Origin of the sequence: Pseudomonas chlororaphis subsp. aurantiaca (genome assembly GCF_013466605.1) — a bacterium.
GTDB lineage: Bacteria > Pseudomonadota > Gammaproteobacteria > Pseudomonadales > Pseudomonadaceae > Aquipseudomonas > Aquipseudomonas chlororaphis_I.
The window spans coordinates 5,390,260-5,416,940 of sequence record NZ_CP059162.1 but is presented as its reverse complement, the minus strand read 5'-3'; the positions used below and the strand labels follow the sequence as shown (position 1 = coordinate 5,416,940).

At 62.7% G+C, this 26,681-nt stretch carries 25 protein-coding genes and 1 pseudogene; 11 read left to right on the top strand and 15 right to left on the bottom strand.

Annotation, left to right across the window (positions count from 1 at the left end; all coding sequences use genetic code 11):
• Nucleotides 1-98 precede the first annotated feature (98 nt).
• Complete coding sequence (locus H0I86_RS24660) at nucleotides 99-725, top strand: response regulator transcription factor (protein ID WP_007922442.1); 627 nt, start codon at nucleotides 99-101, stop codon at nucleotides 723-725.
• 167 nt (nucleotides 726-892) lie between these two features.
• On the opposite strand, the gene H0I86_RS24655 is transcribed toward H0I86_RS24660, so the two are convergent.
• The 8 genes from H0I86_RS24655 to metG all read right to left on the bottom strand — a co-directional run bounded on the left by H0I86_RS24655 (nucleotide 893) and on the right by metG (nucleotide 7,994).
• Entirely contained in the window at nucleotides 893-1,072 is a 180-nt protein-coding gene (locus H0I86_RS24655) for a PA3496 family putative envelope integrity protein (protein WP_007922443.1), read from the bottom strand.
• Nucleotides 1,073-1,179: 107 nt separating this feature from the next.
• On the bottom strand, nucleotides 1,180-1,818 hold the full coding sequence (nth, locus tag H0I86_RS24650; RefSeq protein ID WP_180922514.1) for an endonuclease III: 639 nt from the start codon (nucleotides 1,816-1,818) through the stop codon (nucleotides 1,180-1,182).
• A 7-nt stretch (nucleotides 1,819-1,825) separates the two neighbouring features.
• Nucleotides 1,826-2,422, bottom strand: a complete 597-nt coding sequence (locus tag H0I86_RS24645; RefSeq protein ID WP_180922513.1) for an Rnf-Nqr domain containing protein — start codon at nucleotides 2,420-2,422, stop codon at nucleotides 1,826-1,828.
• Nucleotides 2,415-3,026: an RnfABCDGE type electron transport complex subunit G gene (locus H0I86_RS24640; protein WP_180922512.1), complete on the bottom strand. Its 612-nt coding sequence runs from the start codon at nucleotides 3,024-3,026 to the stop codon at nucleotides 2,415-2,417. The genes H0I86_RS24645 and H0I86_RS24640 overlap by 8 nt, the downstream gene beginning before the upstream one ends.
• Nucleotides 3,023-4,018: an RnfABCDGE type electron transport complex subunit D gene (locus H0I86_RS24635; protein ID WP_180922511.1), complete on the bottom strand. Its 996-nt coding sequence runs from the start codon at nucleotides 4,016-4,018 to the stop codon at nucleotides 3,023-3,025. The genes H0I86_RS24640 and H0I86_RS24635 overlap by 4 nt, the downstream gene beginning before the upstream one ends.
• On the bottom strand, nucleotides 4,005-5,225 hold the full coding sequence (gene rsxB / locus H0I86_RS24630) for an electron transport complex subunit RsxB (RefSeq protein WP_180922510.1): 1,221 nt from the start codon (nucleotides 5,223-5,225) through the stop codon (nucleotides 4,005-4,007). The genes H0I86_RS24635 and rsxB overlap by 14 nt, the downstream gene beginning before the upstream one ends.
• Nucleotides 5,222-5,809 carry an Rnf-Nqr domain containing protein gene (locus H0I86_RS24625; protein ID WP_180922509.1) on the bottom strand — a complete coding sequence of 196 codons (588 nt, stop codon included), beginning with the start codon at nucleotides 5,807-5,809 and terminating at the stop codon, nucleotides 5,222-5,224. Before H0I86_RS24625 ends, rsxB begins: the two co-directional genes overlap by 4 nt.
• 133 nt (nucleotides 5,810-5,942) lie before the next feature.
• Nucleotides 5,943-7,994: a methionine--tRNA ligase gene (gene metG, locus H0I86_RS24620; RefSeq protein WP_180922508.1), complete on the bottom strand. Its 2,052-nt coding sequence runs from the start codon at nucleotides 7,992-7,994 to the stop codon at nucleotides 5,943-5,945.
• 195 nt (nucleotides 7,995-8,189) lie between these two features.
• On the opposite strand from metG, the gene apbC reads away from it, so the two are divergent.
• Nucleotides 8,190-9,284: an iron-sulfur cluster carrier protein ApbC gene (gene apbC, locus H0I86_RS24615; RefSeq protein ID WP_180922507.1), complete on the top strand. Its 1,095-nt coding sequence runs from the start codon at nucleotides 8,190-8,192 to the stop codon at nucleotides 9,282-9,284.
• A 70-nt stretch (nucleotides 9,285-9,354) separates the two neighbouring features.
• On the opposite strand, the gene H0I86_RS24610 is transcribed toward apbC, so the two are convergent.
• Nucleotides 9,355-10,113 carry an SDR family oxidoreductase gene (locus tag H0I86_RS24610; protein WP_096375294.1) on the bottom strand — a complete coding sequence of 253 codons (759 nt, stop codon included), beginning with the start codon at nucleotides 10,111-10,113 and terminating at the stop codon, nucleotides 9,355-9,357.
• A gap of 163 nt (nucleotides 10,114-10,276) precedes the next feature.
• Here H0I86_RS24610 and H0I86_RS24605 point away from each other — a divergent pair.
• The 4 genes and pseudogenes from H0I86_RS24605 (at nucleotide 10,277) to groL (ending at nucleotide 13,788) form a co-directional block, all read left to right on the top strand.
• A pseudogene (locus tag H0I86_RS24605) lies at nucleotides 10,277-11,007 on the top strand (HugZ family pyridoxamine 5'-phosphate oxidase).
• 66 nt (nucleotides 11,008-11,073) lie between these two features.
• Nucleotides 11,074-11,550 carry an FxsA family protein gene (locus H0I86_RS24600; protein WP_124312007.1) on the top strand — a complete coding sequence of 159 codons (477 nt, stop codon included), beginning with the start codon at nucleotides 11,074-11,076 and terminating at the stop codon, nucleotides 11,548-11,550.
• Between the two features lie 251 nt (nucleotides 11,551-11,801).
• The gene (locus H0I86_RS24595; RefSeq protein WP_009050540.1) at nucleotides 11,802-12,095 is read left to right on the top strand and encodes a co-chaperone GroES; all 294 of its coding nucleotides are present in this window, start codon (nucleotides 11,802-11,804) and stop codon (nucleotides 12,093-12,095) included.
• A gap of 49 nt (nucleotides 12,096-12,144) precedes the next feature.
• Nucleotides 12,145-13,788 (top strand): chaperonin GroEL, encoded by a 1,644-nt coding sequence (gene groL, locus H0I86_RS24590; protein WP_180922506.1) that lies wholly within the window; start codon nucleotides 12,145-12,147, stop codon nucleotides 13,786-13,788.
• A gap of 143 nt (nucleotides 13,789-13,931) precedes the next feature.
• Here groL and H0I86_RS24585 read toward each other — a convergent pair whose 3' ends face one another.
• Nucleotides 13,932-14,675 carry a phosphatase PAP2 family protein gene (locus H0I86_RS24585; RefSeq protein ID WP_180922505.1) on the bottom strand — a complete coding sequence of 248 codons (744 nt, stop codon included), beginning with the start codon at nucleotides 14,673-14,675 and terminating at the stop codon, nucleotides 13,932-13,934.
• A gap of 219 nt (nucleotides 14,676-14,894) precedes the next feature.
• Here H0I86_RS24585 and colR point away from each other — a divergent pair, with 219 nt between their 5' ends.
• From colR to H0I86_RS24560, 5 genes are all read left to right on the top strand, one after another.
• Nucleotides 14,895-15,578, top strand: coding sequence for a two-component system response regulator ColR (colR, locus tag H0I86_RS24580; RefSeq protein ID WP_009050537.1), 684 nt, complete (start codon nucleotides 14,895-14,897; stop codon nucleotides 15,576-15,578).
• Nucleotides 15,568-16,848 carry a sensor histidine kinase gene (locus H0I86_RS24575; RefSeq protein ID WP_038576281.1) on the top strand — a complete coding sequence of 427 codons (1,281 nt, stop codon included), beginning with the start codon at nucleotides 15,568-15,570 and terminating at the stop codon, nucleotides 16,846-16,848. Before colR ends, H0I86_RS24575 begins: the two co-directional genes overlap by 11 nt.
• A 192-nt stretch (nucleotides 16,849-17,040) precedes the next feature.
• A complete protein-coding gene (locus H0I86_RS24570; RefSeq protein ID WP_180922504.1) occupies nucleotides 17,041-17,721 on the top strand; it encodes a class I SAM-dependent methyltransferase in 681 nt (226 codons plus the stop codon).
• Between the two features lie 4 nt (nucleotides 17,722-17,725).
• The gene (locus H0I86_RS24565) at nucleotides 17,726-18,439 is read left to right on the top strand and encodes a lipopolysaccharide kinase InaA family protein (RefSeq protein WP_180922503.1); all 714 of its coding nucleotides are present in this window, start codon (nucleotides 17,726-17,728) and stop codon (nucleotides 18,437-18,439) included.
• Nucleotides 18,440-18,441: 2 nt separating this feature from the next.
• Complete coding sequence (locus tag H0I86_RS24560; RefSeq protein WP_016703355.1) at nucleotides 18,442-18,669, top strand: hypothetical protein; 228 nt, start codon at nucleotides 18,442-18,444, stop codon at nucleotides 18,667-18,669.
• A 61-nt stretch (nucleotides 18,670-18,730) separates the two neighbouring features.
• Here H0I86_RS24560 and H0I86_RS24555 read toward each other — a convergent pair whose 3' ends face one another.
• The 5 genes from H0I86_RS24555 to H0I86_RS24535 form a co-directional block, all read right to left on the bottom strand.
• Nucleotides 18,731-21,754, bottom strand: coding sequence for a multidrug efflux RND transporter permease subunit (locus H0I86_RS24555; protein WP_180922502.1), 3,024 nt, complete (start codon nucleotides 21,752-21,754; stop codon nucleotides 18,731-18,733).
• 13 nt (nucleotides 21,755-21,767) lie between these two features.
• Nucleotides 21,768-22,919, bottom strand: a complete 1,152-nt coding sequence (locus H0I86_RS24550) for an efflux RND transporter periplasmic adaptor subunit (protein ID WP_180922501.1) — start codon at nucleotides 22,917-22,919, stop codon at nucleotides 21,768-21,770.
• Nucleotides 22,920-23,054: 135 nt separating this feature from the next.
• On the bottom strand, nucleotides 23,055-24,152 hold the full coding sequence (locus H0I86_RS24545; RefSeq protein WP_180922500.1) for a DUF1513 domain-containing protein: 1,098 nt from the start codon (nucleotides 24,150-24,152) through the stop codon (nucleotides 23,055-23,057).
• A gap of 2 nt (nucleotides 24,153-24,154) precedes the next feature.
• Complete coding sequence (locus H0I86_RS24540; protein WP_180922499.1) at nucleotides 24,155-25,219, bottom strand: imelysin family protein; 1,065 nt, start codon at nucleotides 25,217-25,219, stop codon at nucleotides 24,155-24,157.
• A 30-nt stretch (nucleotides 25,220-25,249) separates the two neighbouring features.
• Nucleotides 25,250-26,677: a di-heme oxidoreductase family protein gene (locus tag H0I86_RS24535; protein ID WP_180922498.1), complete on the bottom strand. Its 1,428-nt coding sequence runs from the start codon at nucleotides 26,675-26,677 to the stop codon at nucleotides 25,250-25,252.
• Between the last annotated feature and the right edge of the window lie 4 nt (nucleotides 26,678-26,681).

The window sequence follows — 26,681 nt, the reverse complement described above, 5'->3', positions numbered from 1 at the left end:
TCGGGGCGATGCTGGCTCAGGGCGTGGCCATGCCACGGGCCAAATGACTGGGTTATGGTGTTTGCTTGAAAAACCAATAGCGGACTCTGGACTTACCCATGAAGAAAGTTTTGATCGTAGATGATCATCCCGTTACTCGGCTGGCTGTGCGCATGCTGATGGAGCGGCACGGTTTTGAAGTAGTTGCCGAGGCGGACAATGGCATGGATGCCCTGAAACTGTCTTATGAACATGTTCCAGACATCCTTATTCTTGATATTGGTATTCCCAAACTCGATGGCCTGGAAGTTATCGCCAGACTTTCGTCAAAAGCCATGTCGACCAAAGTGCTGGTATTGAGCCTGCAAGTACCTGGCCCTTTCTCCATGCGTTGCATGCAGGCCGGCGCGGCAGGTTATGTGTGCAAGCAGCAGGACATCACTGAATTGATCAGCGCCGTCAGGGCAGTCCTGGCTGGCTACAGTTATTTTCCCAACGAAGCCTTGCATACCCTGCGCTCGAGCCTGGGCATCGCCAGCGAGGAGGGGATGTTGTCCAGCCTGTCCGGGCGGGAGCTGATGGTCCTGAAGCAACTCGCCGGAGGGCAGACCAACAAGGAAATTGCCGAGGGCCTGTGCCTGAGCAGTAAAACGGTGAGCACCTACAAAAGGCGGCTGTTGGGGAAACTCAACGCCCGCTCGCTGGTGGACCTGATCGAGTTTGCCAAGCGCCATCAACTGGTCTGAAGGTTGAGGGGCTACAACAAGGCACGCGAGGCCTCATTGCGCTGTGGGCTTGCCGGTCTGTCGGCGATGTTGGATCCATCAGCCGCGCATGGCCTGGTTTGAAAAACCGATTTGGAGTGTTAGCTGGTGTAACAAAAAAGCCTCCGTAAAAGGAGGCTTTTTTGTTACTAAAGATCAAAGTCGTAATCGGCCAGTTGCTTTTGCAAGCGCCGCTCTTCCAGAAGGTTGTCGATGGTCCGACGCTTGCTCAAGTTGGTCTTGGCCACCTCTACCACAGGCTCCGCATCTTCTGTTTCAACAGGGGTGAAGTCGTCTTCTACGTCCAGTTGTTCTTTACCAGTACTCATAAGGTTAACTCCAGGCTAAGACTGCCATTGGCGCTCCTTATATCGATATTCTCAGGACTGGTAAAAAAGATTTTTTCAATCGACCTATCATCAAAATCAACGATTGCTCAATCGTCAGAGGTCTTGTGCTTGTATTCGCACAGGTCCTCGATCCGGCAGCTGCCACAGCGTGGCTTGCGAGCCAGACATACGTAGCGGCCATGGAGGATCAGCCAGTGATGGGAGTCGAGGAGATACTCCTTGGGCACGAACTTCATCAGCTTTTTTTCGACTTCCATGACATTCTTCCCGGGGGCCAGCCCTGTGCGGTTGCTGACCCGGAAGATGTGCGTATCGACGGCCATGGTCAGTTGGCGGAAGGCGGTATTGAGTACCACGTTGGCGGTCTTCCTGCCGACGCCTGGCAGGGCTTCGAGCTCTTCCCGGGTTTGCGGGACTTCGCTGTTGTGCCGTTCCACCAGCAGGCGGCAGGTTTCGATCACGTTTTTGGCCTTGCTGTTGTACAGGCCGATGGTCTTGATGTACTCGGACAGGCCTTCGACGCCAAGCGCATAGATGGCGGCCGGCGTATTGGCCACCGGGAAGAGCTTGGCCGTCGCCTTGTTGACCCCGACATCGGTGGACTGGGCCGAGAGGATCACGGCGATCAGCAGCTCGAAGGGCGACGAATAGGCCAGTTCGGTTTTCGGTTCCGGATTGTCTTCGTGCAGCCTGCGGAAAATTTCCAGGCGTTTTGCGGCATTCATGGGTGAGTCATTTCCTTGAAGGCGGTCGGTGTGAGGTCGCAGCAGCCCAGGCCTGCCGGCCGGCCAGCAGCAGCCCCAGCAGGATAAAACCGCCAGGTGCGAGTGTAAGCAGGTGCAGGCCGCCCTGGGCGGACAGAACCCAGCCTGGCCAGTCGACGTCGTTCATCCCCAGCAGCCATTGCAGATGATTGCCGATGGTGCCACTGCCGAAGGCTTCGCGTAGTGCGCCCAGGATAACCAGCAGCAGGCAGAACAGGCCGGCGAAACGCAAGCGCACGGGACGCTGGAAAAAATCCTGGTACTCCAGCACTACGCATTGCACGGCAATCAGGCCCAGGTAGAGGGCCAACTGTTGTTGCAGTTCGAATGCCCAGGCCTGCGCGGCCAGCATGGCACAACTGGTGAGCGTGGCGCTGAGCAGGATACTGGCGCCCAGGCGGCCCTGGCCAGCCAGGCGTGGGCGCAGGGCATTCATGCACAGGCCGAACACGCAGCTCACGCAGAGAAATACCAGGGCCAGGCCCAGAGCCTTGACCAGGGAGTCGCTGGCACCGATCAGCGGCGCCAGCATCAGGGCGTTGTGCAGAGCCGAGGATTTATTCATGGGCGGGACTTCCCAGCAGTTGTTCGCGATGCTCGTCGAAGTAACGCAGGCTGTCGTGAATCCCCTCGACCACCGCCCGTGAGGTGATGGTAGCCCCGGCCATCTGGTCGAATTGGCCATTGTCCTTTTTCAGCGCCCAGCCGGCGTCGCCCGGATCGCCCAGCGACTTGCCGATAAAACCCTGCAGCCAGGCATTGGGGCGCTCGGCGATGCGCGCGCCCAGCCCGGGCGTTTCCGAATGCCTGAGGGCCTTGCTGCCCAGCAGTTTGCCGTTGGCGGCGATGCCGATCAGCAGCTCGACCGGGCCGCCATAACCGCTGACCTGGCTGCGCAGCAGCACGGCGCTGGGCTGGCCGTTGCGGGTGGCGCGATAACCACCGAGCAGGATGCTGTGGCTGAGTGGGATGTTGTCGACGGCCAGGGGCTGATCCAGCGGCTGATTGTCGTAGCTGTCGGCAGGCAGGATATCCAGCAGGTTGCGTGCCTGGATGGCGCGTTGTTCGCGCTCGATGCGGGGGGCCGTGGCCTGATGGACGAAGAAAGTGCCGGCGGCCCCGACAGCCGCCAGCAATGCCAACACCCCCAGACTCATCGCGCGGTTCATGGCAGGGAAGGCTCGGGAGGCGGAGCAGCCAGGCGCTCCAGGGCAGGGACGGCGAGGTTCATCAGCAGTACCGCGAAGGCGACGCCGTCCGGGTAACCGCCCCAGGTTCGGATCAGGTAGGTCAGCAGCCCGACCCCGACCCCGAACAACAGGCGTGCCTTTGCGCTCTTGGGGCCGGAGACTGGCTCGGTGACGATAAAAAAGGCGCCCAGCATGGTCGCGCCGGTCAGCAGGTGGAAAAACGGCGAGCCGTGGGAGTCCGATCCGGAGCCGTTCCAGCACAGCAGGCTGATGACGAACAGGCTACCGAGCATGCCGGCCGGTGCGTGCCAGCTGAACACCCGTTGCTGCAGCAAAAAGGCGCCACCGGCGAGAAAGGCCAGGTTGACCCATTCAACGCCCTTGCCGCCGAAATGGCCGAAGGCGGCATTGCCGGCGAACAGTTCGTCGATGGTCAGGCTCTTGTTGATACGCAGGCTGTCGAGTGCCGTGGCCTGGGCCCAGGCATCGGGCGCCATGCTGTCGGAGGCTATGCCGAAGATCTGCTGCACACCGCCCAGCAGGTCCAGGCCATGGGAGGTCGGCCAATGAGTCATCTGCTGCGGGAAAGAGACGAGTACCAGGGCATAACCGAGCATCGCCGGGTTGAACGGATTCTTGCCGACGCCGCCATACAGGTGCTTGCCGAACAGCAGGGCGCAGGCTGTCGCACTGACCGTCAGCCACCACGGGCAGTACGGCGGCAAGGCCAGGGCCAGCAGGGTGGCGCTGACCAGGGCGCTGCCGTCACCAAGGAAGGGGCGCAACGGCCACTGGCGCAATCGGAGTACCGCGGCTTCGACGGCAAGGGCGGTGGCACAGGCCAGCAGCAGGTTGATCAGAATTCCCCAGCCAAACAGCCAGAAGAGCGCCAGCAGCCCCGGCAGGGTCGCCACAAGCACACGCTTCATGGCTTGTTGCAGGCGTTCGTCCGGTTGCTCAAGGGGCATCATGGGCTTGTACCTGGCGCTCGGCTTCGGCCAGCCGTTCGCGGGCCTTGGCCAACAGCGGCGGCGGGGTGTCGCCGTGGCGTTCCAGTTTGCTGACCTCTGCTCGAGCGTAAGCCAGTTCGGTTTTCAGTTGTCGCAGGCGGGCGTCGATCGGGCGCTTCTCGACCCGTACCAGATTGGGGGCCGGTTTTCCGCTGGCTTCTTCAGCCGAGTGCAAGGCCTGTTCTGCGTCTTTCAGTGCCTGCTCCAGGCTGGCCAGCTGTTCGGCAGGCGCCTGGTTGTCCTGGGCTTTTTTCAGTTCCGCACGGCGTATCGCCAGCTGGATTTTCGCGCGCTTGAGTTCGGCGTCTTTGGCGGGGGGCGCCGACGCTACGGTTTCAACAGTGCTTTCGGTAGCGCTTTCGAGCTGGGCGAGAGCTTGCTCGGCGGCTTCGAACTGGCGCTGCAGGACGATCAGCTGCGACTGTTGCTCGAAGGTCGGCGGATGACCGAAGGCTTTCAGCGATTTGTTCAACTGTGCCCGGCTCATGGCCAGATCGATCTTGGCTTTTTTCACCGCGGCATCGGCGGCGGCCGCCTTTTGCGCGCGTACCCGCTCGATGGCCGCCTGTACCGGGTTGAGGGTGGTTTCGCTGGGCTGCGCGGCACGTTGCGCGCGGGCGGCTCGTTCGGCCTGCTTGTGCTGCTCTTCGCGTTGCAGTCGGGCGTTGCGGCGCTCGAAGCGCTGGCGCGCATGATCGCGCTTGGCGGTCCGGGCGCGCAGTTCTTCGAGACTGGTGGCCAGGCCACCGACGATCGGCAATACATCATTCAGCGGCAGCGGGTGCATCTCGATGCAGTCCACCGGGCACGGTGCCACGCAGAGGTCGCAGCCGGTGCATTCGTCGATCAGCACCGTGTGCATCTGCTTGGCCGCGCCGACTATGGCATCCACCGGGCAGGCCTGGATGCACTTGGTGCAGCCGATGCATTCGGCTTCGCGGATAAAGGCCACCTGGGCCGGCGCCGGGCCGCGGCTGATGTCCAGCTCCACGACCGGGACGTTCAGCAGCCTGGCCAGGCCGGCGATGGTTTCGTCGCCGCCGGGCGGGCACTTGTTGATCGCCTCGCCGTTGGCGATGCCTTCGGCGTAGGGCTTGCATCCGGGGTGGCCGCACTTGCCGCATTGGGTCTGCGGCAGCAGGGCGTCGATGCGTTGAATCAGACTCATGGGTTGAGCAGTCCGTTGAAACCGAGAAATGCCACGGCCATCAGGCCGGCGCTGATCAGGTCGATCGGCAGGCCGCGAAAGGGCAGGGGCACATCATTGTTGAGAATGCGCTGGCGCAGGTCGCTGAACAGGCTCAGCACCAGCCAGAAACCGAGGCCCGCGCCCAGGCCCAGGGCGAGGCTATGACCGATTCCCCGATTGCCCTGGACCGCCAGCAGCAACGCGCCGAGCACGCCGGCATTGCCCAGCAGCAGCGGCCAGAGGCCTGCGAACGGCAGCCCGGGCAGCATCCGGGTCAGCAGCTTGAGCAGTGGTGCGATCAGCAGCACGCCCAGCGGCAGGAACACGAACAGTTGCAGCGCGGTCAGGCCCAGCGGCACCAGCAGTGCCTGATACAGTCCATAACCCAGCAGGCTGCAGAGCAGCATCAGGCAACCGGTGGCGATCCCCAGGGCATGGATTCGCCGCTGCGTCACCTGCGGCTCGGCACTGGCCTGCAACAGCGGATCGACGCCCAGCGGCCACTGCAACACGAAGTTGTTGATCAGGGCAGCGCTGATGAGCGTGAGGACAATCTCGGTCATGTTCGTGGCCGGTGAGGGCGGGCGGATACCTGAAGACTAGGCAAATTATCCGGCAAGGGCGCGGGCCCATCCAGATATGAAAATCCCCCCGCCACGCAGCGGCGTGACGGGGGGATCGATCCCGCGGGCGGATTTACTTGATTCGCTGACCCGGCTTGGCGCCGCTGTCCGGGCTCAGCAGGTAGATCTCTTCGCCGCCAGGGCCAGCCGCCATCACCATGCCTTCGGAAATGCCGAATTTCATTTTCCGTGGCTTGAGGTTGGCGATCATCATGGTCAGGCGCCCGTCGAGCTTGGACGGATCCGGGTAGGCGCTCTTGATCCCGGAGAACACGTTGCGTTGCTCGTCACCGATATCCAGGGTCAGGCGCAGCAGCTTGTCGGCGCCTTCCACGTGCTCGGCCTTGACGATCAGGGCCACGCGCAGGTCGACGGCGGCGAAAGTGTCGAAGTCGATTTCCGGCGACAGCGGATCCTTGGCCAGCTCGCCGTTGCCCGCAGGCTTGGCTTCACCGGTGTCGGTCTGGCTGGCGGTCAGGTCTTCTTTCGAGGCGTCGGTCATGGCTTGTACTTTCACTGGGTCGATCCGCGTCATCAGCGGCTTGAATTCGTTCAGCTGATGGTTGCTCAGCAGGTTCTGGTGGTCGTTCCAGGTCAGCGGGGCGACGTTGAGGAACGCTTCGGCATCGGCGGCCAGCAGCGGCAACACCGGCTTGAGGAAGATCACCAGCTGGCGGAACAGGTTGACACCGGTGGCGCAGATGGCCTGGACCTCACCCTGCTTGCCTTCCTGCTTGTTCAACGACCATGGCGCCTTGTCGGCGATCCAGGCGTTGGCGCGGTCGGCCAGGGCCATGGTTTCACGCATGGCGCGGGCGAAGTCGCGGGCCTCGTAGGCGTCGGCAATGCTTGGCGCGGCGGCGAGGAAGGCATCGGTCAGCTCCGGCGCGGCGTTCTGGTCCACCAGCACACCGGCGTTGCCTTTGTGGATGAAGCCGGCGCAACGGCTGGCGATGTTCACCACCTTGCCCACCAGGTCGGAGTTGACCTTCTGCACGAAGTCTTCGAGGTTCAGGTCCAGGTCGTCGACGCCACGGCCCAGCTTGGCCGCGTAGTAGTAACGCAGGTATTCCGGCGACAGGTGGTCGAGGTAGGTCCGGGCCTTGATGAAGGTACCGCGGGACTTGGACATCTTCTGGCCGTTGACGGTCAGGTAGCCGTGCACGTTGATGCCGGTCGGCTTGCGGTAGCCGGCGCCTTCGAGCATGGCTGGCCAGAACAGCGCGTGGAAGTTGACGATGTCCTTGCCGATGAAGTGGTACAGCTCGGCGGTCGAGTCCTTGCCCCAGAACGCATCGAAGTCCAGCTCCGGCGTGCGGTTGCACAGGTTCTTGAAGCTGGCCATGTAGCCGATTGGCGCGTCCAGCCAGACGTAGAAGTACTTGCCCGGCTCGTCGGGGATCTCGAAGCCGAAATACGGCGCGTCGCGGGAGATGTCCCACTGCTGCAGGCCGACATCCAGCCATTCGGCGATCTTGTTCGCCACGGCGTCCTGCAGGGTGCCGCTGCGGGTCCACTCCTGCAGCATCTGCTGGAAGTCCGGCAGCTTGAAGAAGAAGTGCTGGGAATCCTTGAGCACCGGGGTGGCGCCGGAAATCGCCGACTTCGGATCCTTCAGGTCGGTCGGGGCGTAGGTGGCGCCGCATTTTTCGCAGTTGTCGCCGTACTGGTCCTCGGTGCCGCATTTCGGGCAGGTGCCCTTGATGAAGCGGTCGGCCAGGAACATTTGTTTTTCCGGGTCGAAATACTGAGTGATCGAGCGCGTGGCGATGTGCCCGGCGTCGCGCAGCTTCAGGTAGATCTGGCTCGACAGCTCACGGTTTTCTTCGGCGTGGGTCGAGTGGAAGTTGTCGAAGTCCACCAGGAAGTCGGCAAAGTCGGCGCTGTGTTCAGCCTGGACGTTGGCGATCAGTTGTTCCGGGGTGATGCCTTCCTTTTCCGCGCGCAGCATGATGGCCGAACCGTGAGCGTCGTCGGCGCAGACATAGATGCATTGATTGCCGCGGTGCTTCTGGAAACGCACCCACATATCGGTCTGGATATATTCCAGCATATGGCCGAGGTGGATCGAACCATTGGCATAGGGCAGGGCGCTGGTGACGAGGATCTTGCGTGGCTCGGACATGGGGCTCGGCTACTTGATGAAACGGAGGTCGGCCACTATAAAGCGCCGAGAAATATATTTCACCCCGTGAGCCCGGTTTTCCACGGCCGTCCTGGCCATCGGCGGACGTGCTATATGATGCTTTGGCATCCCGCCCGCGCCACGGAACAGGTAGGATAGCCGCCTGATTTTCCCGTCTTGTTATCGGAGTTGCCCATGAGCGCCGTCAATCGCGCAGCGGTGGAAGCCGTTCTTCGCCAATACACCGACCCCTACCTGAACCAGGACCCGGTCAGTGCCGGTTGTGTCCGTTCCATCGACATCCAGGGCGACGAGGTGCGTGTCGAGCTGGAAATCGGTTATGCCGCCGGTCTGTTCAAGAGCGGCTGGGCCCAGTTGCTGAAGCTGGCCATCGAAAACATGGACGGCGTGGTCATCGCTCGCGTCAATGTCACCAGCGTGATTGCCGCGCACAAGGCCCAGGCACAGATTCCGGGCCTGGCCAACGTCAAGAACGTGGTGGCAGTGGCATCCGGCAAGGGTGGCGTGGGCAAGTCCACCACCGCGGCCAACCTGGCCCTGGCGTTGGCCCGCGAAGGCGCCAAGGTGGGGATTCTCGATGCCGACATCTATGGCCCGAGCCAGGGCATCATGTTCGGTATCGCCGAGGGCACCCGGCCGCAGGTCAAGGACCAGAGATGGTTCGTGCCGATCAAGTCCCACGGGGTCGAGGTCATGTCCATGGCCTTCCTGACCGATGACAACACGCCGATGGTCTGGCGCGGGCCGATGGTCTCCGGCGCCCTGCTGCAACTGGTGACCCAGACCACCTGGGGCGACCTGGATTACCTGGTGATCGACATGCCGCCGGGTACCGGCGATATCCAGCTGACCTTGGCGCAGAAGGTCCCGGTGGCCGGCGCGGTCATCGTCACCACCCCGCAGGACCTGGCGCTGCTGGACGCGCGCAAGGGCGTGGAGATGTTCCGCAAGGTCAACATCCCGGTGCTGGGCGTGGTGGAAAACATGGCGGTGCACATCTGCTCCAACTGCGGCCATGCCGAGCACCTGTTTGGCGAAGGCGGTGGCGAGAAGCTGGCGACCCAGTACGGCGTCGAACTGCTGGCCTCGTTGCCGCTGTCGATGCTGATTCGCGAGCAGGCCGATGGCGGCAAGCCGACCGTGATCGCCGAGCCGGAAAGCCAGATCGCCATGGTCTATCAGGAACTGGCCCGCCATGTCGGCGCGCGCATCGTGCTTCAGGAAGCCGCGGCGCCGGCAATGCCGAACATTACCGTCAGCGACGACTGAACCGGTTGGGCAAACAAAAAAGCCCGGTGCAGTGCACCGGGCTTTTTTATGGGTGTTTCATGGGCGGGGTTCAGATCCGCAGGCCGCCGTCCAGCTCGAGGATCCGGCCGGTGTAGTAGTCGTTCTCGAAGATATAGGCCGCCGAGTGAGCGATTTCTTCCGGCTTGCCCATGCGCTTGAGCGGGATGCCGGAGGTCATTTTCTCCAGGGCTTCGGGTTTCATGCCCAGGGTCATTTCGGTTTCGATGAAGCCCGGTGCGATGCCGGCCACGCGGATGCCGTAGCGCGCCAGTTCCTTGGCCCAGGTCACGGTTGCCGCGGCGACCCCGGCCTTGGCGGCGGAGTAGTTGGTCTGGCCGATATTGCCGGCACGGGAGATCGAGGAAATGTTGATGATCGCGCCGCTGGTCTTCAGCTCGATCATCTTCGCCGCGACTTCGCGGGTGCAGAGGAACACGCCGGTGAGGTTGACGTCGATCACCGACTGCCATTGGGCCAGGCTCATCTTGGTCATCTCGCCGTCCTTGACCTTGAGCAGCAGGCCGTCGCGCAGGATGCCGGCGTTATTGATCAGGCCGTGAATGGCGCCGAAGTCTGCGGCGACCTGGGCGACCATGTGTTCCACCTGCTCTTCATTGGCGACGTTGCACAGGTAGGCGCGGGCCTCGACTCCCGCGGCCTGGCAGGCGGCAACCGCCTGGTCGAGCTTTTCCTGGTTCAGGTCGACCAGCGCCAGCCTGGCGCCTTTGCTGGCGAAATACTCCGCCATGGAGCGGCCCAGCCCCTGGCAACCGCCGGTGATAATGATTACTTTGTCATTGAGTTGCATTCGCATGCTCCGAAAGCAGAACTGGAGTGGTGTCCTTTAAGGCGCCTCTCTTGTGCGTCGGGCATGGCCTGGCTGCAGATTGAGAATTGCCCCGATGGCGTCGCTGGAACTTTGCTCCAGGCGCCCGTCCGTTTTAGACGGATTCTATATAAGGAGTCATAAATTGAGCGTTGAAGCTGCGAAGCATGCACGAGAATTATTGCTCAAGGAATACCGTGGCGTGCTGTCGACGCACTCCAAGGCCATGCCGGGTTTTCCCTTCGGCTCGGTGGTTCCTTATTGCCTGGACGAGCAGGGGCGGCCACTGATCCTGATCAGCCGCATTGCCCAGCACACCCACAACCTGCGAAGGATCCCAAGTGTTCGCTGCTGGTGGGCGAGCGCGACGCCGAGGACGTCCAGGCGGTGGGGCGCCTGACCTATCTGGCCGAAGCCGAAAAGCTCGAGGACGCCGCGGCGATCGAGGCGGCCGCCGAACGCTACTACCGGTATTTCCCGGAGTCGCAGAACTATCACAAGGCCCACGACTTCGATTTCTGGCTGCTCAAGCCGGTGCGTCACCGCTACATCGGCGGCTTTGGCGCGATCCACTGGATCGACCAGGTAACGCTGGCCAACCCGTTCGCCGGCAAGGCTGAGCTGAGCATGGTCGAACACATGAACAGCGATCACGCCAAGGCGATCGCCCATTACGTTGACCTGGCCGGGTTGCCGAAAACCGCTGTGGCGCAACTGGCCGGCATCGATACCGAAGGCATGCACCTGCGGATCGGCCAGGGGTTGTACTGGCTGCGGTTCCCCAGCCCTTGTAATACGCCGACACAAGTGCGCGAGGCCTTGGTTTTTCTGGCTCACGCCGAGCAATGGCCGAAAAATGCCGGGGCCGAGGCTTGAATTCACGAATTGCCGACGTCATCTAGGGTCTACTGGAAGGCATTCTTCCGTAGAGGAAACCATTTGATGCGCCCTTTTCTGTTGCTCTTTCTGCTGTTCCCGGTGCTAGAGCTGTTCGTATTCGTCAAAGTCAGCGCTGCGATCGGGTTTTTCCCGGCGTTGCTGCTGATCATCCTGGGCTCGATGCTGGGTGTGCTGGTCCTGCGCGTCGCGGGGCTGGCCACGGCGTTGCGTGCCCGTGAAAGCCTGAACCGCGGCGAGCTGCCGGCCCAGACCATGCTCGAAGGCCTGATGCTGGCCCTGGCGGGCGGCCTGTTGATCCTGCCTGGCTTCATCAGTGACGTATTCGGCCTGTTCATGCTGTTGCCGGTCACCCGTCGCCTGCTGGCCAACAAGATGCGCCAGCGTGCCGAAGAACAGGCCATTCGTCAGCGTGCCTTTGCCGACGACATGCAGGCCGCCCGTGGCGGACCCGCGCCGCAGCGCCCTCTGGGGCGTGAGCCGAATGTGATCGAAGGCGAGTTCGAGCACCGCGATTCCTGAGTCTCTCAATGATCGACACGGCACCTTCGGGTGCCGTGTTCGTTTTGCCCGACTGAAAATCTAAAAAATTTCATTGGGCAGCCCTTGTAATAAGCATATGCGCCCACATGTATCGGTCACCGCAAGGTTTCTGGTGGCGACACCAGACAGACTTCCGCGTCTCGCTCGTCGAGCCGCAACCGGCCACGCCGGATTTGTTAACCCGCCGGTAAACACCGGCCGCTGAAAACCATAATTAGGAGAGATCGACAATGAAGCTTCGTCCTCTGCATGACCGCGTCGTCATCCGTCGCAGCGAAGAAGAATCGAAAACCGCTGGCGGTATCGTTCTGCCAGGTTCGGCCGCTGAAAAACCTAACCGTGGCGAGATCGTCGCTGTAGGTACCGGTCGTATCCTCGACAACGGTGAAGTACGTGCGCTGGCCGTGAAAGTGGGTGACAAGGTTGTGTTCGGCCCTTACTCCGGCAGCAACACTGTGAAGGTAGACGGCGAAGACCTGCTGGTAATGGCTGAGAACGAAATTCTCGCCGTTATCGAAGGCTGATTACCCGCTCATTTTCCCGTTACTACAAAGTATTTAAGGAATATCGATCATGGCTGCTAAAGAAGTTAAATTCGGCGACTCCGCCCGCCAGAAAATGCTCACCGGCGTTAACGTCCTGGCTGACGCGGTAAAAGCGACCCTGGGCCCGAAAGGCCGTAACGTGATCATCGAGAAGAGCTTCGGCGCTCCGACCATCACCAAGGACGGCGTTTCCGTCGCCAAAGAAATCGAGCTGAAAGATCGCTTCGAAAACATGGGCGCGCAGCTGGTAAAAGACGTTGCTTCCCGTGCCAACGATGACGCCGGCGACGGTACCACCACCGCCACCGTACTGGCTCAGTCGATCGTCAACGAAGGCCTGAAAGCCGTCGCTGCCGGCATGAACCCGATGGACCTGAAGCGTGGCATCGACAAGGCGACCATCGCCATCGTCAAAGAGCTCAAAGGTCTGTCCAAGCCATGCGCCGATTCCAAGGCGATCGCTCAGGTCGGCACCATCTCCGCCAACTCCGACAACTCCATCGGCGACATCATTGCCGAAGCCATGGAAAAAGTCGGTAAAGAAGGCGTGATCACCGTTGAAGAAGGCTCGGGCCTGGAAAACGAACTGTCTGTCGTTGAAGGCATGCAGTTCGACCGTGGCTACCTGTCCCCTTACTTCATCAACAAGCCGGACACCATGGTCGCCGAGCTGGACGGCCCGCTGATCCTGCTGGTGGACAAGAAGATCTCCAACATCCGCGAAATGCTGCCAGTGCTGGAAGCCGTTGCCAAAGCCGGCCGCCCACTGCTGATCGTGGCTGAAGACGTTGAAGGCGAAGCCCTGGCGACTCTGGTTGTGAACAACATGCGCGGCATCGTCAAAGTCGCTGCCGTCAAGGCACCAGGTTTCGGCGACCGTCGCAAGGCCATGCTGCAGGACATCGCGGTCCTGACCGGCGGTACCGTTATCTCCGAAGAGATCGGCCTGAGCCTGGAAAGCACCACCCTGGAGCACCTGGGTAACGCCAAGCGCGTGATCCTGTCCAAGGAAAACACCACCATCATCGACGGTGCTGGCGTTGAAGCGGACATCCAGGCTCGTGTGACCCAGATCCGTCAACAAGTGGCCGACACTTCGTCCGACTACGACCGTGAAAAACTGCAAGAGCGTCTGGCCAAGCTGTCCGGCGGCGTTGCGGTGATCAAGGTTGGCGCCGGTTCCGAAGTTGAAATGAAAGAGAAGAAAGCCCGCGTTGAAGACGCCCTGCACGCTACCCGTGCAGCCGTTGAAGAAGGCGTGGTGCCTGGCGGTGGCGTAGCCCTGATCCGTGCTCTGCAATCGATCAGCGGCCTGAAAGGCGACAACGCCGACCAGGACGTGGGTATCGCTGTTCTGCGTCGCGCTGTCGAAGCACCTCTGCGCCAGATCGTTGCCAACTCCGGCGACGAGCCAAGCGTAGTGGTCGACAAGGTCAAGCAGGGTTCGGGTAACTACGGTTACAACGCTGCTACCAGCGAATACGGCGACATGATCGAAATGGGCATCCTGGACCCAACCAAGGTGACCCGTTCGGCGCTGCAAGCGGCATCCTCCATCGGCGGTCTGATCCTGACCACCGAAGCGGCTGTTGCTGAAATCGCTGAAGACAAGCCTGCAGCTGGCGGCATGCCAGACATGGGCGGCATGGGTGGCATGGGCGGCATGATGTAAGCCAGCCTTACCCCGTACGAAAAGCCCCGCCGGCGAAAGCCGGCGGGGTTTTTTTATGGGCGGATATTTTGCTGCCGGGGTGACCGCTGTCGCGAACCCGTTCGCTCCCACCGAACTGCATTCCTTGCAGGAGCGAATAAGCCTCAGGCGTTGACCGCTTCCGCCTCCATCACCGGCTCAACCTTGCCTGCCGGTCGATAGAGAATGAAGTAGTACGCCCCCAGGCAGATCAGCCAGCAGAAGATCGCGGTCCAGACGTTGTGGGAGAAGAAGTGCGCGCCCTGCAGCATGCGCCCGACCGAGAACACCGTGCCGAGGGCAAAGGCGAACACCAGCGCCTTGCGCGCCAGGCGCGGGCGACGGTCACGCAGGACAAAAAACAGCGCGAACAGGGTGAAACCGGTGGCGGCATGGCCGCCTGGCCAGCAGCGACCGGGCTTGTCGGTCGCTGGCCGGGGGCTGAGCAGTTCGCTGTAGGTTTCCTTGCCGCCGAACTCTTTCAGGCTCCACGGGCATTGCACGGCGGTGACTGCCTTGACCGGGGTGACGAACGCGGTGGCCAGGCCCAGGGACAGCACCAGGCAACCGAGTTCGCGCCTGAACGGCTTGAGACGCTGGACGAAAAAGGCGCCGATGAAGCCGACGATGGCCAGCACCGAAAAGACGATGACCACCTGCTTGGCCCGGTCATGCAGGATATTTTCCAGGAAATAGCTGTGGCCGCCGATGAAACCGCCAGCGGCGGGGTCATAAAAGTACTGGGCCAGGTCCATGTCCAGGGAGGTCAGTTCAAGCAGCAGCAAGCTGACGGCAGCCAGGGCGGGAACGCCCAGGCAGATCCACCAGTTCAGCGCTCTGGAGGCGGGGCGGGCGAGGGTCGGAGCCATGGAAAGTCCTTTGAGGGAAGCGTTGCGGTCGCGGGTTCCCGCGGAGTCTGGAGCCGCCCTTGTCGGCAGCGTGTGAACCCTGGGTGAAAAAACCGTCAAGGCGCTGGAACCCTGCGGCGGCGTTCGCCACGGGGGATTGAACAACCCTAGCCGTCAGCCACGCTTGGCCTTAAGCTGCGCGAGCCAAGACGGCCGTAACTGTGTGCGGAGAGAGTGCCCATGCGAATTCTACTGGTTGAAGACAACCGCGATATTCTGGCCAACCTGGCCGACTACCTGGGGCTTAAAGGCTACACGGTGGACTGCGCCCAGGATGGTCTGTCGGGCCTGCACCTGGCCGCCACCGAACATTACGACCTGATCGTGCTCGACATCATGCTGCCGGGGATCGACGGCTACACCCTGTGCAAGCGCCTGCGCGAGGATGCCCGGCGCGATACGCCGGTGATCATGCTCACCGCCCGCGACCAACTGGACGATCGCCTGCAAGGCTTCAAGTCCGGGGCCGACGATTACCTGGTCAAGCCTTTCGCCTTGTCCGAGCTGGCCGCGCGCGTCGAGGCGGTCATGCGCCGGACCCAGGGCGGCGGGCGCCGGGCCCTGCAGGTCGGCGACCTGAGTTATGACCTCGACACCCTGGAAGTCACCCGCGAAGGGCGCCTGCTCAAGCTCAACCCGGTGGGCCTCAAGTTGCTGGCGGTGCTGATGCAGAAGAGCCCGCACGTGCTGCGCCGGGAAATTCTCGAAGAAGCGCTGTGGGGCGACGACTGCCCGGACAGCGACAGCCTGCGCAGCCACGTCCACCAATTGCGCCAGGTGATCGACAAGCCGTTCGGCAAACCGTTGCTGCATACCGTGCACGGTGTCGGTTACCGCCTGGCCGAGGGGCGTGATGGAGTTTAAGCAAAGCCTTTCCCAGCGGATCATCATCGCCTTTGCGCTGATGAGTGCGCTGGTCGCTGGAGCCTTCGCCCTGGGTATCGTGGCGACGGTACACCTGGTGGAAGAGAAGCTGATTTCCGCGGGCCTGGGGGGCGACCTTCAGCGTCTGCTGTTGATGGACAACGTTTCTGACTGGAGCCACCGTCCCGAGCCGGACCAGCTGTTTTACTTCAGTGGCGGGCGCGGCGACTTCGAGCTGCCCAAGGATCTGCGACATCTGGATCCGGGCTTTCATGAGGTGTTCCGCGAACAGCTGTCGTACCACGCCATGGTCGAAGTGGTCGACGGTCGGCGCTACGTGCTGCTGCAGGATCAGAGCGATTTCGAAGAGCGCGAACGGGTGCTCTTCGCGGTGGTGCTGGTGGGCTTCGTGCTGAGCCTGGCCTTGGCGGTGTTCCTCGGTTGGGTACTGGCGCGCCGGGTCATGGCGCCGGTGGTGAGGCTGGCGCGTCAGGTGCGGCATCGCGACCAGCTGCTGGGGTTGGCGCCGCCATTGGCACCGGACTACGCGGCCGACGAAGTGGGGGAGTTGGCGGTGGCCTTCGACGCCACCCTGGGGCGTCTGCGCCAGGCCCTGAATCGCGAGCGCCTGTTCACCAGCGATGTCAGCCATGAACTGCGTACGCCGCTGATGGTACTGGCCAGTTCCTGTGAGCTGTTGCTGGAAAACCCGGCGATCGATCAGCGCGGTCGGGCCCAGGTCGAGCGCATCGCCCGGGCATGCGGCGAAATGCGCGAGCTGGTGCAGACTTTCCTGATGCTGGCCCGTGCCCAGCGCGAAGACGGCGGCATGTCGCCCCAGGCGACCTTGAGCCAGGTAGCCGAGGACCTGGTAGGCCTGTGGGGCGGACCGATCCGGCAAAAGGGCCTGGAGCTGATCTTCGACGCCGGCCAACCGCTGGACACCCGCTATAACGCCACCTTCCTGCACGCAGTGATGGGCAATCTGCTGCGCAATGCCTTGCACTACACCGAGCAGGGCTTCATTCGCTTGAGCCTGGAACCCTGCGGCTTTGTGGTCGAGGACAGCGGTGTGGGCATTCCCGAGGAGAAGCGCGAGGCGATGTTCGAGCCCTTCGTGCGTGGTAACGAGAAGCGCGGCGAGGGCCTGGGCCTGGGCCTGTCGCTGGTGCAGCGGATCTGCGAGGACCAGGGCTGGAGCGTCAGCCTCAGTACCATGGAGCCCAACGGCTGCCGGTTTCATGTCGAGTTGAACCGTCGCACGGCATGACGGGTCTCCATGGCTTCAGCGTGGGCCGTCAGGTCGGGAAATTTCCTGGTTGATGGCCCCAGGCCACCCGTGAGAGCCTGTAAAACCCTGAAATATTTCCACTCTGGACCGGACGAAGTTTTCACAAAGACATGACCTGACGCTGACAAGCCGCTGCCTAAGGTGGGGCCATCAGATTCAGGAGACTGTGTGATGGCGACCCCGATCAAGCTGGAATTTTCCGAGAAGTACGACGAACAACACGCTCAGGAGTATTTGCTCAAACATCAGGATGGCGTAGCGCGCCGGATGTCCCACAAGCGTGACGAGCAGTTGGCGCGTGCGGCGCTGGCCATGGCCGGAGAGCCGGGCCTGGTGCTTGACCTGCCCTGTGGTGCCGGGCGTTTCTGGCCGTTGCTGGCGGAGAAACCCAATCGCGTGATCATCGGTGCGGACAACTCCGCGGCGATGTTGAGGATCGCCACGGTGGCGCAACCGGCCGAGGTGGTGAAACGGGTACAACCCTTGCAGACCTCTGCCTTTGACATCGACTTGCCGGACAACGCCGTCGACAGCATTTTCTGTATGCGCCTGCTGCATCACATCGGCGAGTCGTCCCATCGCCTGGCTCTGCTCCGGGAATTCCAGCGGGTTACCCGGGACAGCGTGATCGTTTCACTGTGGGTCGATGGCAACTTCAAGGCCTGGAAACGCAAGCGCATGGAGGTTCGGCGCAAGGAGGAATCCGGGCAGGAAAGTTACCAAAACCGTTTTGTGTTACCGGCTGCCACGATTGAAGAAGAATTCAAGCAGGCCGGGTTTCGCGTTCAGGATCATCTGGACTTTTTTCCGCTCTACGCCATGTGGCGAGTCTACGTATTACGCAAGAGGTAACAGGATGGCCGTTGAATGTGCACCGGGAATGGAAGTCGCTGCTGCGGACCGTTTCGACTACTTCTGGAATCAGCAGGGGGAGTGGGTCGAAGAGCCCAATCAACGTCGAGGCGGGGAAAGTGGTGTCCAACGTCTTTCGGGCACTGACGGGCGTGTGCTGTATGCCAAGCGCCAGGTCGGCCATATCTATCGCAGTTGGTTGCACCCCTTCGGCCGTCCCACGGTGCTGCGCGAGCAGGATGCGCTCAAGGGCCTGAGCCAGCTCAATGTGGAGGTGCCGCACCTGGTGTTCTGCGGTGCGCAGCGCGATTCCCAGGGCCAGTGGCGTGCCTTGCTGGTGACCGAGGCGCTGGACGGCTTCGTGGAAATCGACCACTGGTACGCCGCAGGCGAACGCGAGCGCCACGGCGAGGCCCTGCACGAGCGTGTGCTCAAGGAATTGTCGGCCACGCTGGCGCGCATGCACCGGAGCCGCTGGCAGCATGGCTGCCTGTATAGCAAGCATGTGTTCGTGCGGGTCATGGGCGAGGGCGAAGCGGCGAAGGTGGATATCGCGCTGCTGGATTTCGAGAAATGCCGCCAGCGCCTGACCGCTAAACGGGCTGCCGCCCATGACATGAAACAATTGCGTCGCCACTCGTCGTGGAGTACCACGGACTGGGACAAACTCTACTATTTTTATAGGACGGCGTTTGGCAGCGCTATCAAAGGCTTATAGTGATGAAGCTCGAAATTGCACGAGGTTTGTTTTTAGTAGGAGCCTTGGCAGTTGCATCCTTGGCTGTGGCTGCCTGGGAGCAGCCACGCATGGAAGTTCTCAGCACGGCGCAGGGTGATGCGCATTGCCCGTTGCCACGGGTCGTCAAGACGACCCAGGCAGCCCAACCCGATCGTGATCTTTTGTTGTTCATGTTCGGCCTGACTCAGGGAATGAGGCCGCAAAGTTGAAGACCATCAAGCCCGATAAAAAGGCCTCGCATCGCGAGGCCTTTTTTATTGCCTGTGTCCTTCACTTGTCCGGTCTGGCCAGCAGGGTGTAGATGCAGGGCAGCACGAACAGGGTGAACAGGGTGCCGATCGACATCCCCGTGGCGATCACCGTGCCGATGTCGAACCGGCTGACCGCGCCGGCACCGGTGGCCAGGATCAGCGGCACCATGCCGAAGACCATCGCCGCGGTGGTCATCAATACCGGCCGCAGGCGAATGGCCGCGGCGGCTTCCACGGCCTCGCGAGGCGTCAGCCCCTGGTCCTTGCGCAGCTGGTTGGCGAACTCGACGATCAGGATCCCGTGCTTGCTGATCAGGCCGATCAGGGTCACCAGCCCGACCTGAGTATAGATGTTCATGCTCGACCAGCCGAGAAACAGTGGGATCAAGGCCCCGCAGATCGACAGCGGCACCGTTACCAGGATCACCACCGGATCACGGAAGCTCTCGAACTGCGCCGCCAGCACCAGGAAAATGATCGCCAGCGCCAGGCCAAAGGTCACCCACAGCGCGCTGCCTTCCTGGACGAACTGTCGCGAGGCCCCGGCATAGTCGAAGGCGTAGCCCGGCGGGGCTTCTTCCTCGGCGATCTGGCGCACGGTATCGATGGCTTCGCCCATGCTGACGACCGGGAACCCGGAAATGGTGGCGGCGTTGAGTTGCTGGAACTGGTTGAGCTGCCGTGGCCGGGCCCGGTCGGTGACGGTGATCAGGGTCGACAGCGGCAGCGCCTCGCCCTTGGCGTTTTTCACGTAGTAGTTGTTCAGCCATTCGGGGTTGTCGCGATAAGGCCGTTCGACCTGGGCGATGACCTTGTAGCTGCGGCCCTCGATGGTGAAGCGGTTGATTTCCGCCTCGCCGAGCAAAGTGGCCAGGGTCCCGCCCAGGTCCAGCATCGACACGCCCATCTGCGCCGCCTTGGCGCGGTCGATGTCGACCACGACCTCCGGCTTGTCGAAGGCCAGGTCGATATCGACGAAGGCGAACTTGCCCGACTCCATGGCGCGTTTCTTCACCCGGTCGGACAATTCCAGCAGCGACTCGTAATCGTTGGGGCTGTTGATGATGAAGGCGAACGGCAGCCCCTCGCCGGTGCCCGGCAGGGATGGCAGGTTGAAACCGAAGACCTGCAGCCCGGCGATGCCTGAGAGCCGGGCCTGGACCTCGGGCAGGATCTGCATCTGCGTGCGCTCACGTTCGTTCCACGGCTTGAGCAGGAAACCGCCGATACCCGATTGCACGCCGTTGAAACCGTTGATCTGGAACGAGGAGTAGTACTCGGGGAAGGTCTTGAAGATCTCCAGGAACTCGTCGGTATAGGCGTTGAGGTAATCCAGGTTGGCCGGCTGGGGCGCGGTGGCCATCATGAAAATGATGCCCTGGTCCTCGTCCGGGGCCAGTTCCGACTTGGTGAAGGCGAGCAGGGCCGGGATCAGGCACAGCACGATCAACGCGAACACCAGCACCACCGGCCGGGTGTTGAGGGTGCCATGCAGCAGGCTCTGGTAGCGGCGCTTGAGGCTTTCGAAAGCCAGGTCGAGACGGTGGGCCAGGCCGCTGGGGTTTTTATCGTGGCGCAGCAGCAAGGCGCACATCATCGGCGACAGGGTCAGGGCGACGATGCCGGAAATCACCACAGCGCCGGCCAGGGTCAGGGCGAACTCCTTGAACAGCGCCCCGGTGAGCCCTTGCAGGAAACCGATGGGTGCATAGACCGCGGCCAGGGTGATGGTCATCGACACCACTGGCATGGCGATTTCCCGGGCGCCTTCGAGGGCCGCGTCCAGCGGCGTCTTGCCTTCCTCGATATGGCGGTGGATGTTCTCCACCACCACGATCGCGTCGTCCACCACCAGGCCGATGGCCAGCACCATGGCCAGCAGGGTCAGCAGGTTGATCGAGTAGCCCATCAACTGCATGAAGAACATCACGCCGATCATCGACAGCGGAATGGTCACCACCGGGATTACCACCGAACGCAGCGCGCCGAGGAACAGGAACACCACCACGATCACGATCAGCACGGCTTCGAACAGGGTCTTCACCACCTCGTTGATCGAGGCCTGGATGAACAGCGTGGCGTCGTAGGCGATCTCCGACTTGAGGTTGGGCGGCAGCTGGGCCTCCAGCTCCGGCATGATCTTGCGCACTTCCTTGATCACGTCCAGCGGGTTGGCGTTGGGAGTCGCCTTGATGCCGATATAGACCGAGGGGATGCCGCCAAAGGAGCTGATGGCGTTGTAGTTCTCCGCGCCCATCTCGACCCGTGCCACGTCGCTGAGCAGCACCCGGCTGTCGCCCTCGGTCCGCAGCGGAATGGCGGCGAAGGCTTCGGCGGACTTCAGTTCGGTGCTGGCGTTGATGCTGGTGACCACGTACTCGCCCTTGACCTCGCCGGCCGCGGACAAAAAGTTGTAGCGGCGCACCGCGTTGGTCACGTCGCTGGCGCTCAGGCCGTAGCCGGCGAGCTTGACCGGGTCCAGCCACAGGCGCATGGCGAACACCTGGTTGCCGAGGATCTCGGCCTCGGCCATGCCCGGCAGGGTCGCCAGCTTCGGCTGGATCACCCGCGACAGGTAGTCGGTGATCTGCGGGTTGTTCAGCTCCTGGCTGAAGAAGCTGATGTACATCAGCGCCGAGGCGTCGGCGGCTTCCTTGCTCAGCACCGGGTCCTCGGCGTCCTGGGGCAGCTTGTTTTTCACCTCGTTGGCCTTGGCCAGCAGCTCGGTGAACAGGCGGTCGCTGTTGGCACCGATACGGGCGTAGATCGAGATCACCGAGAAGTTCTGGCGACTCACCGAGGTCATGTAGTCGATGCCCTCGGCACTGGCCAGGCTCTGCTGCATCGGTTGGGTGATATAGCCCTGGATGGTCTCGGCGTTGGCCCCGGGGTAGGCGGTGGTCACCGTGATCAGGGCGTTTTCCATTTGTGGGTACTGGCGCAGCGGCAGTTTGCTCCAGGCCTGGAAGCCCAGCAGCACGATCAGCAGGCTGACCACGGTGGCCAGCACCGGACGACGGATGAACGGATCTGTAAAAGCCATGAGGATTCCTTGATCAGTTCGCGCGTGGCTGGCCGCTCTGTTCGGTGGGCAGCATCTTGTCCGGGGTGATGGCGATGTGCGCGCCATGGTCCAGCTTGATCTGCCCGGCGCTCACCACCTGTTCGCCGCTGCTCACGCCCTTGTTGATCAGCACCAGGCCGTTGCGCCGTTCGCCGGTTTCGATGAAACGCCGCTCGGCGATCAGCACCGGCTGGCCCTTGTCGTCTTTTTCCGGGCTGCCATCGGCGGCCTTTTTCTCGGCCACCACGTACAGCGAGTTACCGTACAGGGTGTAGGTGATGGCGCTTTCCGGTACCACCACCCGGGGCTGTGGATCGGGCAGCAGCACCTGCAGGTTGGTGAACATGCCCGGCAGCAGCTTGCCGTCGGGGTTGGCCAGGGTGGCGCGCACCTGCACGTTGCGCGTGGTGTCTTCGACCTTGGGGTTGATGGCGCTGATGGTGGCGGTGAACTGTTCCGTCGGGTACGCCGAGACCATCACGCTGACCGACTGGCCCAGGGCGATTTTCGGCACTGCCTGTTCCGGGACGAAGAAGTCCACGTACAGGCTGCTGAGGTCCTGCAGGGTGGCGATCACCGTGCCGCTGGCCAGGTAGTCGCCGACGTCCACATGGCGAATGCCGATGGTGCCGCTGAAGGGCGCGAGCAGGCGTTTTTTCGCCAGTGCCGCCTTGAGCTGATTGACCGTGGCCTTGTTCTTTTGCAACTGCGCCGACAGCCGATCGTATTCGCCGCGGGAAATCGCCTGGCTGCCCACCAGCTGGCTGCCGCGGCCGAAATCCAGCTGGGACAGGCCCAGGTCGGCCTTGGCGGTTTCCAGCAGGGCGCTTTCCACGTCGCTGTCGAGTTGCAGCAAGGGCTGGCCGGCCGTGACCTTCTGCCCGGACTCGAACTGCAGTTCCTTGACGGTCCCGGCCACTTCCAGGCTGAGGTTGACCCCTTGCAGGGCCTTGAGGGTGCCGACCGTGGGCAGGCGGGTTTGCCACGGTTGTTCGCGAGCCGTGGCCACGGCCACGCTGATCGGCGGCTTGGGCACCGAGAAGAGCTTGACCTGCTGATAGATGGAGAAGGCCTTGTAGCCTGCCAGCAACAACACGATCAGCAGGACGACACCCAACATGATAAACATGCGGCGACGCAGCATATTCCGGTTCCTTGGAAAACGAAGCTGGGAAAACCAAGCTGATTGCCGCAGACATTACTCCGACTTTCCGGGGGCTTCCAGATGACAATCCGGTCATCCAGAGTCCTGTTTTCCAATCCTGCGCGGCGGCGAAAACTAGACCAGGTGCAAATGGTTGTCCCAGAGCCCTGCCGGCAAATCCAGAGGCTTTGCCACCAGTTGTTTCTGGCGACAGTCATAGAAGCGGCAACGCCCCTGGCCCGAGGTCACGACAAAACCATCCGCCACCGCACCGACCCCGGCACAGTCAGGCAAGGGGGCGTCCAGGCGCACTTCGGCGCTGTCCAGGTCCCAGATGAAAAAGCGATTGCCGCGCGGGGCGGTGAGGGCCACCAGGCGCAGTTCGCTGTGCACCGCGACGCTGGCGGTGTAATGCCCCATCGCCTGCAACTGGTGCTCGGCCACCGGGAAGGCCTGGAACGGCTGCCCCGGGCGCTTGATCGCCAGCAACTGCGACGACTCATGGGCATCGCCCATGAACTGCTGGCCGGTGACTATGGTGCCGTCGCCGGCGATGCCCATGTGACGCACGCTGTTCATCTGCTGGGCCAGGGTTTCCTTGCTCAGCAGGCTGCCGTCGCGCCGCATCAGCACCAGGCTCGGTTCCATGGCGTTGAGGTTCATCTCGATGCGGCTTTCCGCTTCGGTGCGAATCCCGCCGTTGGCCACCACCAGGGTTTCGCCGTCCGGCATCCACGACACTTGGTGCGGGCCGATGCCGTGGGTCGGGATCTCGCCGCTGTGCACCAGGCGTTCGTCCTCGAACCGGTACACCCCGAGCAGGCCGCGACCCGGATCGCTTGTGTCGTTCTCGGTGGCGTACAGCCAGTCGCCGCTCTTGTGGATTACCGCGTGGCCATAAAAGTGCCGGTTCGGCTGCGAGGCCAGGGTTTGCAGCAGGGTGCCGTCGCGCAGGTCGATCAGGTAGCTTTCGGTGCCCGGGCGGCGGGCGACGAACAGGGCGATCGGCAGCGTCGGGTGGTTGACGATGTCATGGCAGCGTTGACCGACCTGGGTGGTGAACACTGGCTGGCCGTCCAGGCGATAGCCGACGGCGTAGTGCTTGCCGTCGCCGTCATCCCGCGCCGAGAGCAACAGCGGGCCCTGGTCCTTGTGCTTGAACAGCGTCCAGCCACCCAGCGTGACGGCGCTCAGCAGCAGGCTGCCGAGTGCCAAAGCCTGACGTCGCAGCATGATCAGTCACCGTCGTTGGCGTTGAAGCCCAGTTGGATGCCCAGCGCCTTGGCCAGCTCGCCTTCGTGCAGGCGGTGGACGACGTTGAGGCTGTCGTAGATATCGTTCAGTTGCTGGCGGCCGGCGTCGTCGGCCAGCAGTTCGGTCAGCGAGCGCTGGGTGCTGGCGAACAGCTTCAGCGAGGCGGCATAGGCAGCGTCGATCTTGTCCGCCAGCGGCTTCTGCTCGGCCGGCAACAGGCCGCGCAGGCCCTTGTTGTCGACCCCGGCCCAAACCGTCTGGGCCGCGGCGAGGCTGGCTTCCAGGCTCTGCATGGACGACTGGCTGCGCCAGGCGTCGGCCTGGAACGGCTGCGGAATGCCCTTGCTCTGACGGCCCATCGGCGTGCCGAGCTTCTTCTTCAGGGTGTCCAGCGCGGTGACCTGGACTCGCAGCAGGTCGGCGATGGCCTCATGGGAATCGGCGTAGCGCTGGTTGGGGAACTTGCTCAGCTGCGCGAGCATGCCGTCGCTGGTGTTCCAGCGTGACAGGATCTCTTCGGCGAGCTGCTTCTGGCGTTCGCCAATGGCAGTCAGCAGCGGGCAGTAGCGGGCTTTCTGCGCGCTGTCGGCCATGTCGATCTTGCTGTCGAACAGGATGTATTCGTAGGCCGAGAGGCCTTGCACCACGACACTGGATTTGGCCAGGGCGGCGGCGTCGATCTGCGGCGTGGCGCTGACCAGCTGTTCGACCTGACGGCCGACCAGGTTCTTCTTGTCCGGCCAGAATTGCACCTGCCAGGAGCGGTTGCCCTCGGCCAGCGGACCGATCAGCAAGGGTTGCAGTTCGGCCCAGGCTTTCTGCGCGTGCAGGAAGTCGGCACGGGCGGTGTCCAGGCTTTGCTTGCCCTCACAGAAGGCCAGGGCGCTGATCGCCAGCTGGCGGTCGGCTTCGACCCAGCGGCTGTAGGTCGGCAGGATCACCTGTTTGGCGATGGCCGCCGAGGTCACGGCTTGTGGGTCCTGTGGCGAGCAGGCGCCCAGGGCGAGCGCGGCAAGGCTGGTGAACAACAGCTTGGGACGGAACATGTTCGGGCTCCCGGTTCTTGTAGGAAGGCGTTAAAGGGAATTCAGGAATGCCAGCAACGCAGCGCGCTGTTCGGCATTGAAGGATAAAACCTGTTGCTGCGCCGCCCGGGCTTCGCCGCCATGCCAGAGCACGGCTTCGAGCAGGTTGCGGGCGCGGCCGTCATGCAGGAACTGGGTGTGGCCGCTGACCGTTTGCGTCAGGCCGATCCCCCACAACGGCGGCGTGCGCCAGTCGCGGCCACCGGCCTGGAATTCGCTGCGGTTGTCGGCCAGGCCTTCGCCCATGTCGTGCAGCAGCAGGTCGCTGTAGGGGCGGATCACTTGATTGGCCAGCTCGGGTTCCGCGGCATCGGCGGCGGTGGTGAATTGGGGGGTATGACAGGACTGGCAGCCGGCCTGGTAGAACAGGTTCTTGCCGGCCAGCACTTGCGGCGAACCAACCTCGCGGCGCGCCGGCACCCCGAGGTTGCGACTGTAGAACAGCACCAGGCGCAGGATGTTGTCGCTGACTTCCGGTTCGCCATCCGGCCCCTTGCCGTTGGGGGCCTGCTTGCAGGCGGTCTGGGCGTCGGTGCAGTCATCGAAGGGTCTCAGGCTGGTGGTCAGGCCCATATCACCAGAGAACGCGTGGACATTTTGTTGATTGAGGTTGGGTTGTCCGGCTTTCCAGCCAAAACGCCCGAGTACGGTCTTCTGCTGGGCATCGTCCCAGACCCGGTTCGGCCGCCCGGCGATACCGTTGCCAGCCTTGGCCTGCGCCTGGGCATTGGCCAGGATCGCCGCCTCGGGGATGGCTTCGAGCAGGCCCAGGCCGATCATCGGCGGGGCCACGCGCGCCGAGAAGCGGGTGTCGGGATGCATCGGGCCGTAGCCGAGCTGGGTGATCTGCAGCTTCGGCTTGCGCAGTTCGACCTCACTGCCGTCCTTGAAGCGCAGGGTCAGCGGCTCGTACTCGACCCGCACCTTGCCTTCCGGGGCGACGCCAGGCACCGCCATGTCCTGGAACTGCCCGCCGTACACCGGCTCGGGCACTATGCCCAGTTGCTCGATGGCCTTGGCGTAGGCCGGCTCATTGGGGATCGACAGGCGCACCAGCATCGACACCGCGTTGTCCGAGTCGGGCGTCGGCGGGTGGCCGCGGCCGTCCTTGATATGGCAGTTCTGGCAGCCGTTGGTATTGAACAGCGGGCCCAAACCATCGCGGGCGGTGGTGGTCGAGGGGGCGATCACCCAGGGGCTGCGAAAGAAACTGTTGCCGACGCTGAAGTCCAGGCGCCGGGTCGGCGACAGGTTGGCTGACGGCATGGAAAAGGCGTTCTGGTCGCTCTTGCGCACGGTTGCTTCACCGCCGGAACGCGCTTCGCCCGGCTCGGCCTGGGTAAAACGCGGGGCGTCATCGCAGGCACTCAGGCTCAAGGCCATGAACAGCGCGGACCAGCGAAGCAGCGACGGGGACATCGGA